The following is a 15,468-nucleotide window of genomic DNA, read 5'->3' on the forward strand; positions in this document are numbered from 1 at the left end:
TCACTGAGTCGAAATCTGCTGGTCGATGAGTGCGAAGAGTTCGTCGGCACTGGCCGCCGCCTCGACGGCGGCGCGATCGCTTCCGGCCGAGGATTCGCCGCCGTGGAGCGCTTCGGCCAGCAGCGAGCGGATCCGCTCGGCCAGACGTGCCTTGTCCCGATCCGACGTCATGGTCGCGAACAGCGATTGCAGCGAGTCGATCTGGTCGTCGACCGCTGATGTGGCCGATGTGGCCGCCCACCGCGACCCCAGCAGCTTCGCTACCGCGGCGGCGGTCGGGTAATCGAACACCAGGGTCGACGGTAGTTTCATCGCTGTCTCCTCGGCGAGCCGGTTCCGCAGCTCGACACCTCCGAGCGAATCGAATCCCAGTTCGTTGAACGGGATTTCGGGATCGACGGCCGCGGCCGACGGATGTCCCAGAACCGCCGCGGCGAGTTCCCGCACGAATTCGAGTATCAGCTCATCTCGCTGATCCTCCGGCGCGGCGGCCACCTGTGCGGCGAACCGGCCGGTGCTGCCGCCCGGCACTCGACGCGCTCGAGCGGGCACCAGGCTCTCGAGCACCTCGGGCAACAGCCCGGTCCGGGCTTGCGCCGCCAGTGCCGCCCTGTCGAATTCGACACAGGCGGCCACCGGTTCGTTCGAGGCGATCGCGGCGTCGAACAGTGCGGTCCCGTCATCGATGCCGAGCACCTTGATGCCCAGTCGTTCCCACCGCGTCAGCGCGGCTCGGTCCATCGCGCCGGTCATACCGACGTCTTGGTTCCACGGTCCCCACGCCAGCGAGAGCGCGGGCAGCCTCTGGGCGCGGCGGGCGAGTGCGAGTCCGTCGAGGAACGAGTTCGCCGCCGCGTAGTTGCCCTGTCCGGGTGCACCGAATGTCGATGCGACGGAGGAGAACATGATGAAGGCCGACAGGTCGTGTCCCCGGGTCAGCTCGTCCAGGTGCAGGGCACCGTCGACCTTGGGCGCGAGTACACGGTCGATCTGCCCGGCGGTCAGTTTCTCGAGCGTGGCGTCGTCGACCACACCCGCGGAATGAATCACCGCCGTCAATCGATGTTCGGCCGCGATCGAATCGAGCACCGCAGCGACATCGGCGCGATCACCGACATCGCATGCGGCAACACGCGTTTCGGCTCCCAAGGCGGTCAATTCGGCCACCAGGTCCGCGACGCCCGGGGCCGCTTCACCCCGGCGCGACACCAGCAGCAGGTGCTCGACACCGTGCGTCACCACCAGATGCCTGGCCAGGACCGCACCCAGACCACTTGTGCCGCCGGTGATCAATACCGTGCCGTGCCCGAACATCGCACCCCGGTCGAGCGACTGAGGTTCGTCGGTGACCGCACCGCCGGACAGTCGCGGTACGAACATCTGCGAGTCGCGGACCGTCGTCTGTCCCCGATCCGATTCGACGACAGTGCGCACGACATCGGCGTCCACCATGCCGTCGTGATCGAGTAGCGCGATCCGGCCGGGATGTTCGGACTGTGCGGTGCGGACCATGCCTGCCACCGCGGCGGCGACCACATCGACCGGCTCGTCCGCCACGGCCGTCGCACCGCGGGTCACCACCACCAGACGAGCATCGGCCAGCCGCTCGTTCGACAACCACGACCGCAGCATCGTCCAGACCGTGTGAACCGAAGCCCGCACCTCGGCGGCACGTGCGCCGGAGGACGCGGTAGCGACCCCGTCGGCGAGCGAGTAGACGACCAGATCCGGAATCTCCTCGGCCGCAGCCAATTCCGCGATGTCACGATAATGCCGGTCGATCCCGGACACCCTCGCCGACCCGACTGTAGCCATGACGGCGGCGGTGGTGGCGGCGGCAGCCCGATCCGCGCGAACCCATCGCAGGTGCAGCGGCGCGGCACGGCGAGCCGAGCTCGCGGTCAAGGCCCGGACATCGACCGGGCGCGCGGTCACAGCATCGATTGTCAGCACGACCGAACCGGTGTCGTCGACGACGACCATTCCGATCTGCCCGCTGCCGTCGCGGACCACCCGCACACGCACCGCCCCGGCACCGGAACGCCACAGCCGCACTCCCGCGAACGAGAACGGCAACGGCACCTGCCCGGCGGCCAGGTCGTCGGACAGCCCGTCGATCGCCACGTGCAGACAGGCGTCGAGCAGTGCCGGATGCACGGCGAACGCCGAGGCCGAACCGCTCACCGAGTCGTCGAGTGAGACTTCGGCGAAGGTCTGCTCGCCGCGAGTCCACGCCGCGGTCACACCCTGGAATACCGGGCCGTACTCGAAACCGCGCTGCGCCAATCGATCGTAGAAAGACGCATCGCTCGACGGCACCGCACCGGCCGGGGGCCAGCTCCGCTCGTCCCACACCGGGGCGACGCCGGCGGCAGCGGTCAGCACACCCCTCGCGTGCAGCACCCACGAATGCTCCGCAGCCGAGTCCCCCTCGGCGGCGGGGTGGGAGTAGATCGCGAAGGCGCGCCGTCCCTCCTCATCGGGTGCGGCGACACTCAACTGCAGATCGACCTCGATGCCGTCGGCCAGTACCAGTGGGGATTCGAGTAGCAGTTCCTCGATGACGTCCACCCGCAGTCGTACGCCCGCGCTCAACGCCAATTCCGCGAACGCCGTCCCGGGCAACAACACCGAACCGAATACCGCGTGGTCGGCGATCCACGGATGCGTCCGCAGCGACAACCGCCCGGTGAACAACCACTCGTCCCTGCCCGCTACCGGCACCGCATTCGCCAACAGCGGGTGCCCGAATGTTCCGGTGACGACTCCTGCCTGTGGCTGCACCCAATAGCGCCGATGCTGGAACGCGTAGGTCGGCAACGCCACCCGATCCATGCCACGCCCGGCGAACACCAGCGGCATATCCGGCTCCAGCCCCGCCGCGTGCGCTTGCGCGAGGAGGGTGACGAACCCGACCGTCTCGTCGATCGTCCGACGCGACGACGCCGCCACCAGCATCGACTTCGTCTCCGCTCGCGGATGCTCGGCCAAACACTCGGCGGTCATCGCAACGAGCACCGCGTCCGCGCCGACCTCCACGAACCTGCGCACACCGGCACCGACCAGGGTGTCCACACCGGGAGCGAATCGCACGCAACCACGAACCTGCGCGACCCAGTACTCCGGATCGCACACCTGCGCACGCACCTGCGTGCCCGACACATTCGACACGATCGGCAACAACGGCTCCCGATACGTCAAACCCTGTGCCACAGCACGGAATTCGTCCAGCATGGGCTCCATCAACGCCGAATGGAACGCATGCGAGACCCGCAACCGCGTGGTCTTTCTCCCCTCTTCCGACAGCCGTCGCGCGATCTCGTCGATCACATCCGCGTCCCCTGACAGCACCACCGATTCCGGACCATTCACGGCCGCCAGCGACACGTGGTCGCCGAATTCGCCGAGCACGCGCATCGCCTCGTCCTCCGGCACGGCCACCGCGAGCATCGCCCCGTCGGCCGGCAACGCCCCCATCAACCGGCCCCGCGCCGCCACCAGCGCGCACGCGTCCTCGAGCGACCACACGCCCGCCACGAACGCCGCCGCCAGTTCACCGATCGAATGTCCCGCAACGACATCCGGCGACAGGTCGAACGATTCCAGCAGCCGGAACATGGCGACCTCGAACGCGAACAACGCCGGTTGGGTGAACTCCGTCCGATCCAGCATCTGCCCCGGATCGGCGAACATGACGTCCTTCAGCGACCCACCGAGCCGGCTGTCGAACTCGGCGCACACCTCGTCCAGCGCGGCCGCGAACATCGGAAACGCCTGATACAGGCCCGAGCCCATCCCTGTCCGCTGCGCTCCCTGACCGGTGAACAGGAATGCGGTTCTCCCCGAACCCGCCATGCCGTCGACCACCCCCGGCAGCGGCGAACCCGATGCCAGCGCGGCCAGGCCCGCGAGCAACTCCTCCCGGTCGCGCCCGACGACGGCGCCCCGCCGGTCGAGCCGTGCGCGCGTGTCCACCAACGAGCGTGCTACCGACCACAGATCGATATCCGGGCGGTCGGCCAACCATGTCCGCAACCGGTCCGCCTGTCCCCGCAGTCCCTGCTCCGACTTCGCCGACAGCATCAGCGGCACCACGGAAACATCGGCGACGGAAGGGCTTTGCCGCACATCGGGATCACCGCCGTGCACCGATACGCCGGTCGGTGACGGCGCATCCGGCGCTTCCTCGACAATGACATGTGCGTTGGTTCCGCTGATCCCGAACGACGAGACGCCCGCACGCCGTACCCGGTCACCGGTCAGCCACGGCTCGGGCTCGGTCAACACCCGCACCGACCCAGCCGACCAATCCACGTGCGGCGACAAGGCGTCCACATGCAGTGTCTTCGGCAACACCTGATGCCGCAGCGCCTGCACCATCTTGATCACACCGCCCACACCCGCGGCCGCCTGTGTATGGCCGATATTCGACTTGAGTGCGCCGATACGCAACGGCCGGTCCGACCGCTCCTGTCCGTAGGCGGCGATCAATGCCTGTGCCTCGATGGGGTCGCCCAATGCCGTCCCCGTCCCGTGCGCCTCCACCACGTCCACGTCCTGCGCACGCACACCGGCATCGGCCAGCGCCGCCGCGATCACGCGCTCCTGCGACGGACCGCTCGGTGCTGTCAGGCCATTGCTCGCGCCGTCCTGATTGACAGCGCTGCCACGGACCACCGCGAGGATGTTGTGCCCCAGCCGCCGCGCATCCGACAGTCGTTCCAGCACCAGCACGCCCGCGCCCTCCGACCAGGCCACACCGTCGGCGGCCGCCGAGAACGCTTTGGACCGGCCATCGGCAGCCAGACCGCGCTGCCGGGAGAACTCCACGAACACCGTCGGAGTGGCCATCACCGTGGCACCGCCCACCAGCGCGAGGGAGCTTTCCCCCTCACGCAGAGCCCGGCACGCCAGATGCAGTGCCACCAGCGATGACGAGCACGCCGTATCCACCGTCATCGCCGGACCTTCCAACCCCAGCGAATAGGCGACCCGGCCGGACACCACACTGCTCGCGGCGCCGGTGGCGACATAGCCTTCCACCTCGGGCCCACCCAGGCGGGTCAGGGCGTCGTAGTCCTGGTACATCACGCCGGTGTAGACACCGGTGTCGCTCCCCCGCAACGAGGTCGGGGCGATCCCCGCATGTTCCAATGCCTCCCACGACACCTCGAGCAGCAACCGCTGCTGGGGATCCATCGCGATCGCCTCACGCGGGCCGATTCCGAAGAAGCCCGCGTCGAATTCGGCCGCGTTCATCAGGAAGCCGCCCTCCCGGGCGTAGGACGTGCCGGGATGGTCGGGGTCCGGATGGAACAGCTGGGCCGTGTCCCAACCGCGATCCGGCGGAAACTCGCTGATGGCGTCCGCGCCGGAGAACACCAGATCCCACAGGTCGTCCGCGGATTCGACCCCGCCGGGATAGCGGCACGCCATTCCGACGATCGCGATCGGCTCGTCGGCTCGCACCCGGCGCGTGGTCTTGCGCTGCTTCGGCGTGGACGAGTCGCCCATCCGGGACCCGATGAAGGCGGCCACCGCCCGGGTGGTGGGGTGGTCGAAGACGAGGGTGGACGGCAACCGCAGGCCGGTGGTCGTGGTGAGCCGGTTGCGGATCTCGACCGCGCCCAGCGAATCGAAACCCATTGCGCTGAAGGGCTTCTCGATATCGACCAGATCACCCGCGGCATATCCCAGCACTGCGGCGACCTGGCCACGGACGAATTCGAGTACCGCCGCGTCGCGAGCATCCGGTGCCAGCGACGCCAGCCGCCGCGCGAGGTCGCCACCTCCGGCCGCGCGGCGCGCGGACGGCACCAGCGACCGCAACATCGAGGGCAGCATTCCCGACCCGGCAGCGACGGCCAATGCCGCCGTGTCCAGGTCGACCGCGGCGACGAACGGAGCTCCGGCGCCACCGGCCAGATCGAACAATTCGAGACCGTCGGATTCCGACAGCGGGCGAGAACCCATGCGCGACAACCGGTCCAGATCCGCATCGGTCAGCTCGGCCGCCATTCCGCTGCGCCCGCCCCATGGCCCCCAGGCCACCGACACCGCTGGCAGGCCCGCATTGACGCGGCGGAGCGCCAATGCGTCCAGTACCGAATTGGCCGCCGCATAGTTGCCTTGTCCCGACGATCCGATCACCGCGGCAACGGAGGAGAACAGGACGAACGCCGACAGATCGGAGGTGAGCTCGTGCAGATGCAGTGCCGCATCGACTTTCGGTGCGAGCACGCGGTCGACCTGCTCGGCGGTGAGGGTGTCGACGGTGCCGTCGGCCAGCACGCCGGCGGCGTGGATGACCGCGGTCGGCGCGGGGCCGTCGGAGATGTCGTCGAGCAGCGCTGCCACGGCGGCGCGATCGCTCACATCACAGGCCGCCACCCGGGTCCGGGCCCCGAGTTCGGCCAGTTCGGCCACCAGTTCGGCGACACCCTCTGCCCGCCCACCGCGCCGCGACACCAGCACCAGTTCGCGCACCCCGTGCCTGCCGGCCAGATGCCGCGCCACCAGCGCACCCAGTCCGCCGGTGCCACCGGTGATCAGCACCGCACCCAGGCCGAGATCGATTGTCCGCGCGGCGGCCGGATCGCGGCGGGTCAGCCGCGGCGCCAGCAGCGCACCCGCCCGCAGCGCCAGCTGCTTCTCGTCGGTGGCCATGGCCGCCGAGATCAGTTCCGGGGTCACCGCGCTGTCATCGTCGATGTCCAGCAGCACGATCCGGCCGGGATTCTCCGACTGCGCGCTCCGGAGCAGACCCCAGACGGCCGCGGCGGCCAAATCGGGGTCTTCGCTGGGCAACCCCGCACCATTGCGCGTCACCACCACGAGTCGGGCGTCGGCAGCGGGCAGGCGCAGCCAGGATCGCACCGAGGCCAGCACCGCGTGCACGCGATCTCGCACGATGGCCGCCGCCGACCGGGAACCGGCCTCGCTGTCCGCAGCGCGGCGGTCGGGACCATCGGCGAACCACACCAGCACATCCGGAGCGTCGCCGGTGTCGCCGGTCTCGACAGCCAGGTCCGGGTAGGTCCGTGCGAATCCGGGCACGGCCACCCCGGCGATCAACAGGCCGTCCACTTCATGGGACGCGTCGCCGGAGCCGACTCGACTCCATTGCACGTCGTAGAGCCCGCGGTCGGCAATCGATCGATCACCGCGCAGCGCCTGGCTGTTCACCGGGCGCGCCCGCAGCGATTCGACGGTCAGTACCGGAGCGCCGGTGTCGTCACCCAGTTCCAGCCGCATGCTGTCGCCGACGCGCCGGATGCGCACCTGTGCGGCGGTCGCCCCCGGGCGATACAACCGGACGCCGCCGAACGAGAACGGCAGCGGCACCTGTCCGGGCGGCAGATCCGCGGCCAGATCCTGCACCCCGGCATGCAATGCGGCGTCGAGCAGCGCGGGATGGATGCCGAATCGGCCACCGTCCACGCCGACTTCGGCGGGCAACCGCACATCGGCCACCATGTCACCGCCGCCATCGCGCCAGACGCGGCGCGCCCCCTGGAATGCGGAGCCGTAATCGAATCCGCGCGCGGCCAGCCCGTCGTAGAGGACATCGCCGGGGATCGCGTCGTCTTCCGGGTTGTCGTCGATCTTGTAGGCCGGACCCTCCATTTCACCGCCAGGGGCGAGAATGCCACGCGCATGGGTTGTTCCACTCGCGCCCGCCGATTGTTCGCCGACGATCCGGGACGCCACGACGAATCGCCTGCGCCCCTCGTTATCGGGTTCTTCGACCGCGATCTGCACGTCGACCTCGGTCCGCTCGCCGAAACGCAGCGGCGCCTCCAGCAGCAGCTCGTCGACGACCTCGACACCCAGCCGAGCGCCGACCGCCAGGGCCAGCTCCACGAAACCTGTTCCCGGGAGCAGAATCTCGCCGAAGACGGTGTGATCGGCGATCCACGGATGCGACGCCACCGACAGCCGACCGGTGAACAGCCATTCGTCACTGCCCGCCACCACGATCGACCCGCCGAGCATGGGGTGGTCGACCACCGTCACACCGGCCCGGCCCACATCGCCCCGCACTGCGGTGGGTGCGATCCAATGGCGCTGATGCTGGAATGCATAGGTCGGCAAGAGAATTCGACGCGATTTCCGGCCCGCGAACAAGGGGCTCCAGTCCACGTCCAGTCCCGCGGCGTGCGCGGCGGCCAGGAATGTGGTGAACTGCGCGACTTCCGCATAACCACGCCGGGCGGCAGCGGCCACCACGGTCCGCCCCTCGGTCCCGGGTTCCTCGGCAAGGCATTGCCGTGTCATTGCGGCCAGGACGGCATCCGGGCCGACCTCCAGGAACCGCCGGGCCCCGGTCGCGGCCAGCGCGCGCACGCCGGGCTCGAACCGCACGGCCGCACGGACCTGGCGCACCCAATACTCCGGATCGGTCAGCTCCCGCTCCACCACAGCGCCGGTCACATTCGACACCACCGGAACGCTCGGCTGATGATAGGTCAATCCCGCTGCCACCGAGCGGAATTCGTCGAGCATCGGATCCATCCGGGCGGAATGGAAGGCGTGGCTGACCCGCAGCCTGCTGGTCTTGCGCCCCCGCTCGGCGAGCAGCCGTTGGACGTCGTCGACCGCCTCCGCGTCGCCGGACAGCACCACGGCCGCCGGTCCATTCACCGCGGCGACCGACAGCCGATCGGCGTATCCGGCCACCAGCTCGATCGCCTCGTCTTCGGTGACAGCCGCCGCCAGCATCGCACCGCCGCCGGGCAGGGCGCCCATCAGTCGCCCCCGCGCCGCCACCAGCGCGCACGCGTCCGCCAGCGACCAGACCCCCGCCACATACGCCGCCACCAGCTCGCCGATGGAGTGCCCGAGCAGCACATCCGGTGTCACACCGAACGATTCGACCAGCCGGTAGGCCGCCACCTCGTACGCGAACAACGCGGGCTGGGTGAATTCCGTCCGATTCAGCAGAGCCGCACCGGCATCACCGTCGGCGGCGAACATCACGTCCTTCAGCGCTCGTCCCAGCAACGGGTCGAGTTCGGCGCATACCTCGTCCAGCGCGGCCGCGAACACGGGGAACGCCGCGTACAGTTCCCGGCCCATTCCGGGTTGCTGCGCGCCCTGGCCGGTGAACAGGAACGCCGTGCGTCCCGCGCCCACGACGCCATCGACCACGCCCTCCGACGAGGCACCGTCGGCAAGGGCCGCAAGTCCCGCTAGCAGTGCCTCCCGGTCACGGCCCACGATCGCTCCGCGCCGGTCCAACAGCGCCCGCGACGTGATCAGCGAATGGGCCACATCCCATACATCCGCATCGGGTTGACCGATTAACCACTGCCACAGCCGATCCGCCTGCGCCCGCAGGCCGGGTTCGGATTTCGCCGACAGGAGCCACGCGACGACATCGGAGTTCGTATTCGACGTAATCGTTTCGGCCGCTACCTGTTCCGGAGCAGCCCCCGCGACCGGTTCGGCGGGAGCCTCCTCGATGATCACGTGCGCGTTGGTGCCGCTGGCCCCGAAGGACGAGACACCCGCACGGCGCACCCGCTCACCCGCGGGCCACGGCTGCGCCTCGGTCAGCAGGCGCACAGTGCCCGCCGACCAATCCACATGTGGCGTAGGCGCATCCACATGCAATGTCATCGGCAACGTCTCGTGCCGCATCGCCTGAACCATCTTGATCACACCGCCCACCCCCGCCGCGGCGGACGTGTGACCGATATTCGACTTGAGCGAACCCACATATAACGGCCCGTGTTCACGCCGCACGCCGTAGACGCCGATCAGCGCGCGCGCTTCGATCGGGTCCCCGAGCATCGTGCCGGTCCCGTGCGCCTCCACCGCGTCGATGTCGCCGGGTTCCAGTCCGGCATTGGCCAATGCCTGTGCGATGACACGCTCCTGCGACGGGCCGTTCGGTGCGGTCAGCCCCTTGCTCGCGCCGTCCTGATTGAGCGCGCTGCCGCGAATGACCGCCAAGACGTGGTGCCCCAGGCGTTGCGCATCCGACAGGCGTTCGACGACCAGCATGCCGATACCTTCGGAAAATCCGGTCCCGTCCGCAGCGGCCGCGAATGCCTTGCATCGGGCATCGGTGGCGAGCCCGTGCTGGCGGGCGAATGCGATCAGATGGGACGGATCCGACATCACCGTGACACCGCCCGCCAGGGCCAGCGATGTTTCGCCGTTGCGCAGCGCCTGGCACGCGAGATGCAGGGCCACCAGCGACGACGAGCACACGGTGTCGATCGACATCGTGGGCCCCTTGAAGCCGAATGTGTAAGCGACCCGGCCGGATACGACGGAGTTTCCCGCACCGAGATAGGCGTGGCCTTCCGCCTCCGCGGTCAGTGTCGGGGAGCCGACCCGAGGTCCGTAGTACTGGTGGAAAACGCCGGTGAAGACACCGGTATCGCTGCCGCGCAGCGACATCGGGTCGATGCCCGCGTACTCCAGCGCTTCCCAGGACGCCTCCAGTGCCAAGCGCTGCTGGGGATCCATCATCGCGGCTTCCCGCAGGCCGATCCCGAAGAATCGCGCGTCGAAATCGCCTGCCGAATACAGGAATCCGCCTTCACGGGTATTGGTCGTGCCGGGAACGTCCGGATCCGGATTGTAGAGTTTCTCCAGATCCCAGCCCCGGTCGGTCGGGAACTCGCCGATGGCGTCGACGCCGGAGGCCACCAGGTCCCACAGTTGCGCGGGCGATTCGACGCCGCCGGGATAGCGGCAGCTCATCCCGACGATCGCGATCGGTTCCCGCGCACGCTCCTCCAGGTCCTGGATGCGCTTGTTGGCGGCGCGTAGGTCCCTGGCGAATCGCCGCAGGGACTGGGTCAGCCGTTCCTCATTGCTCATGATCGACCGAACTCCTCGTCAAGCAGATCCAATAGTTCGCTGCCGGAATGCTCGGCAAGGTCATCGTCGAATTCCTCGTCCTGCCATCGATCGCCGAAGTGCGACCGGAGGCGGTCGCCGATACCGAGCAGTGCGGTAGCGGCAGCGGGGTCGTCACCGGCCGCGGCGAGAGCCTGTTCGACCATCGCCTCCAGCCGGGCGATATCGACGGGTGCGGAAACGGCGGCCGGTGGGGCCGCAGGTGACGCCGAGATCAGCTGTTCGTGCAGATAGCGGGACAGTTCGACCGGGGTCGGGTAGTCGAACACCATCGTCGAGGACAACCGCAGACCGGTGCTCTTCGACAGCCGGTTGCGCATTTCCACACCGGCCAGCGAATCGAAGCCGAGCTCGTCGAATCCCTTGTCGGCCCGAATATCCCCCGCCGAGGAATGCCCCAGTACCGCGGCAGCCTGCTCGAGGACCAGCTCCAGAACCGCGCGATCCCGCTCGGCCTCCGGTAGCCGATCCAGTACCAGACCCTGCGATGGTCTTTCCTCCGCGGCGGCGGACGGAGAAGGCACCGCGATTTTTCGCAGGACCGGGGGAACCGTTGCCATATGCGCTTCCCGCCGAAGCGCATTGACGTCGAGACGGAACGGCATGAGCGCGGATACGCCCGCCGAGGTCGATCCGATCCCCACAGCGGTATCGAACAGCCGAAGGCCGTCCGCCGGCGCCAGCGGATGCACGCCGAGGCGGGCCATGCGTGCGGCACCCACGTGATCCAGGGTGCCGCCCATACCGCCCGATCCGACCACGGTGGGCTCCCACAGACCCCAGGCCAGCGCCACAGCGGGCAGCCCTTCGGCGCGGCGCCGCGCGGCCAACGTGTCCAGGAAGCTGTTGGCGGCAACATAATTGGCCTGTCCCGCGGCGCCGATGACAGCGGCCATCGACGAGAACAGCACGAAGGCCGAGAGATCAGCGTTCCGCGTCGACTCGTGCAGATTCCATGCCGCGTCGACCTTCGGCGCGAGCACGCGGTCCAGCTGTTCGACGGTGAGCGTCGCGATCGTCGCATCATCGAGCACACCCGCGGTATGAACCACGGCCGTCAACGGCTGTTCGGCCGGTATCGAATCGAGCAGTGCCCGCAACGCGGACCGGTCCGCGACATCGCAGGCCGCGATGCGCGCGTTCGCTCCGAGCTCGCACAGGTGCGTCGCCAATTCCGTTGCGCCTGTGGCTCGCTCGCCACTGCGGGACACCAGGAGCAGGTGCCGGACACCGTGCTCGGCAACCAGGTGACGGGCCACCATCGCGCCCAGACCACCAGTACCCCCGGTGATCAGCACGGTGCCGGAGCCGAATGCCGGTCTCGCGGCGGCGATCACCTCCGAGTGCCGCAGCCGCGGCACCAGCATCGTGTCCGCGCGAACGGCCACCTGCGGCTCGTCGGCCGCCAGTGCCGACAACACGGTCTCGACCGACAGCGGAACGGACGTGGACTGCTGGTCGAGCAAGACGATCCGGCCGGGATACTCGGACTGCGCACTGCGAACCAGGCCCGCCACCGTGGCCGCCGCGAGATCCGGTGTCTCGCCGGGCAGCCCGAGGCCGTTGTGGGTGACGACGACCAACCGCGACCGCTGCGACGGATCCTTGTCCAGCCACCCCTGCAGCAGGTGTAGTGCCGACCGGGCCCGCTCATGTGCGGCGACGGTGACATCCTCGTTTCGCGCTGCCGCGTCCGACCACACCAGCACAGCGGGCATCGCACGATCCGATATCAGACTGTCGAGGTCCGGATAGTGTTCCCGCACACCGGCAATCGAAGCCGACCCCAGTGCGATGACCTCGTCGGTCACCTGCACGTCGGGTGCCGGGTGAACCTCCGCCCATTCCATTTCGTACACCCCGGCGTCACCGGCGAGCGGGCGGCGGAACTGGGTGACGTCATAGGGGCGCATCACGATCTCGTCGAAGGAGACCACCGGGTTGCCGTCGCCGTCCACCGCCGCCACGGCGAGCACGTCCTCACCTTTCGCCACGGCGATCACCCGCAACGGACCCGGCCTGCGGACATCGTGGAATCGGGCGCCGCCCCACCGGAACAGCAGCATGCCGCGGCTCGGGTCGGAGCTGGGCTCCGGCCACACCAGACGGGCCATCCCCGCATGCGCGATGACGTCGATCAAGCCCGGATGCAGCAGGAAACCGTCCGATTCGACGGCCGGATCCAGCGCAACCTCGCTGAACACGGCGTCGCCACGCTGCCACGCGCGTTCGATGCCGCGGAAGGAGCGACCGTATTCGAGTCCCGACACGGATTCGATATGCGCGGGTACCCATTCCGGGTCGATCGGGTCCGCATCCGACGGCGGCCACGGCTGCGCCCGAAGACGTTCCAGCAGCGGCTCCGCCGCCGGCCGGTCACCGGTCAGAATGCCGCTGGCGTTGCGTACCCACTCTCCCTCACCGACGCGGTAGTGCACCGTGCAGTGCCTGCGGCCCGTATCGTCGGCTTGGCCGACAAGCACCTGCAGATCGATGTCGGCGCCGTCCTCGGGCGGGAAGATCGGGGCCTCCAGCGTGAGCTCGTCCACCCCGGCGCAGCCGAACCGCGGTCCCGCCGCACACAACATCTCCACCAGCGTCGTACTCGACACGACCATCACGCCGTAGCTCACGTGATCCGCGAGCCACGGATGGGTCCGGCGCGAGAGCCGCCCGGTGAGCATCCATTCGTCCTTGCCCGCGACCTGCACCACACCGGTCAGCACCGGGTGACCCGATACTCCCGGCGACGCCCCACCGGCAACCGGTTGCAGCCAGTACCGCCGATGCTGGAATGCATAGGTGGGCAACGGCACCCGCGATACCGGACGATCCGCATACAGCGGCGTCCAATCCACACCAGCACCCGCCACATGCGCTTGTGCCAATGCGGACACCAATTGCAACGGCTCGCCGACCGAACGCCGGGCAACCGCGACCACCGTCGATGCGGCCTCCACGTCCGGAATCTCGGCGAGACACTGCCGGGCCATCGCGGACAACACGGCATCCGGCCCGATCTCCACGAACCGCCGCACCCCGGCCTCGGCCACGGTGGCGATCCCGGGCGCGAACCGCACACAACCGCGCACCTGCTCGACCCAGTAACCCGGATCGGTCACCTCGGCACCGGCCACGGCGCCGCTGATGTTCGATACGATCGGGATCTTCGGCGGGTGGTAGGTCACACTGTCGGCCACCAGCCGGAACTCGGCGAGCACGGGATCCATTCGCGCCGAATGGAATGCGTGGCTCACCCGCAACCGGTTGGTCTTGCGTCCGCGTCCGGTGAGTACACGCTCGATCGCGTCGATGGCGTCCGCGTCTCCGGACAGCACCACCGACGACGGGCCGTTGACCGCCGCGATCGAGACCCTGCTGCTGTATTCGGCGACGATATCCGTCGCGTCGGTCTCCGTGATGGCCACTGCCAGCATCGCTCCACCCTCGGGCAGAGCTCCCATCAACCGACCGCGGGCAGCCACCAGACGGCAAGCATCGGGCAGCGACCACACCCCCGCCACATACGCGGCGGCCAGCTCACCGATCGAGTGCCCGATGAGCATGTCCGCGGCGATACCGAACGACTCCAGCAACCGCGACAGCGCCACCTCGAACGCAAACAACGCGGGCTGGGTGAATTCGGTGCGGTGCAGCAGTCCCTCGGTGTCATCGAACATCACCGCGAGCAACCCGGGCGCGGAATCCGCTCCCGGATCACGCGTCAGGAGAGCATCGAATTGGGCACACACCTCGTCCAGAACCTGCGCGAACACCGGGAACGCCGCATAGAGGTCCTTACCCATCCCCGCACGCTGCGCACCCTGTCCCGTGAACAGCCACGCGGTCTTCCCCGTCGCCGCGACGCCCTCGACCGCACCGGAAGACACCTTGCCCGCCGCCAGATCCGCCAGACCGGAAAGGATCTCGTCGCGCCCCGTCCCGACGACCGCACCCCGGAATTCCATATGGGAGCGGAAGGCGCTCAGCGAGTATGCGACATCGGCGATCTCTCGCTCGGGTCCGGCCACCAACCACTGCAGGAGCCGATCCGCCTGCGCCCGCAACCCTGCCTCGGATTTGGCCGATACCAGCAACGGCAACGGCAGGTCTGCCGGAGTTCGGTTGGGTGCCACCGGGATTCGTTGTGGCGGCGCTTCCTCCAGGATCGCATGCGCATTGGTGCCGCTGACACCGAACGACGACACGCCCGCGCGGCGAACACGCCCGTTGCGCGGCCACCGCTGCGGCTCGGTCAGCAACTCCACACCGCCGGCCGACCAATCCACATGCGGGCTGGGCACATCCACGTGCAGCGTCATCGGCAGAGTCTCGTTCCGCAACGCCTGCACCATCTTGATCACTCCGGCCACGCCTGCGGCGGCCGAGGTGTGCCCGATATTCGACTTCAGCGAGCCGATCCGCAGCGGCGCTCCCGGCCGATCCTGACCGTAGGCGGCGATCAGTGCCTGCGCCTCCATCGGATCACCCAGTGTCGTCCCGGTGCCGTGCGCCTCCACCGCATCGATGTCGGCGGGCCGCAACCCGGCGTTGGCCAGGGCCGCCGCGATCACCCGCTCCTGCGACGGTCCA

The 15,468-nt window shown here is 68.8% G+C and carries 2 protein-coding genes (1 of these 2 only partly in view); both read right to left on the bottom strand.

Annotation, left to right across the window (positions count from 1 at the left end; genetic code table 11):
* Positions 1-10,836 (bottom strand): type I polyketide synthase, encoded by a 10,836-nt coding sequence (locus ACFYOW_RS03230; protein ID WP_387284029.1) that lies wholly within the window; start codon positions 10,834-10,836, stop codon positions 1-3.
* Positions 10,833-15,468 carry the final stretch of a type I polyketide synthase gene (locus ACFYOW_RS03235; RefSeq protein WP_387284031.1) on the bottom strand. It continues 6,230 nt past the right edge of the window, so 4,636 of the gene's 10,866 nt are visible here — the last part of the coding sequence; its start codon lies off the right edge, out of view — the gene reads right to left on this strand; its stop codon occupies positions 10,833-10,835. Before ACFYOW_RS03235 ends, ACFYOW_RS03230 begins: the two co-directional genes overlap by 4 nt.

Source organism: Nocardia sp. NPDC006982 (assembly GCF_042869435.1).
Classification (GTDB): Bacteria; Actinomycetota; Actinomycetes; order Mycobacteriales; family Mycobacteriaceae; genus Nocardia.

Bases quoted from the DNA above. Each gene is read 5' to 3' on its own strand.
- ACFYOW_RS03230 (WP_387284029.1), bottom strand. From the start codon at position 10,836: ATGAGCAATGAGGAACGGCTGACCCAGTCCCTGCGGCGATTCGCCAGG.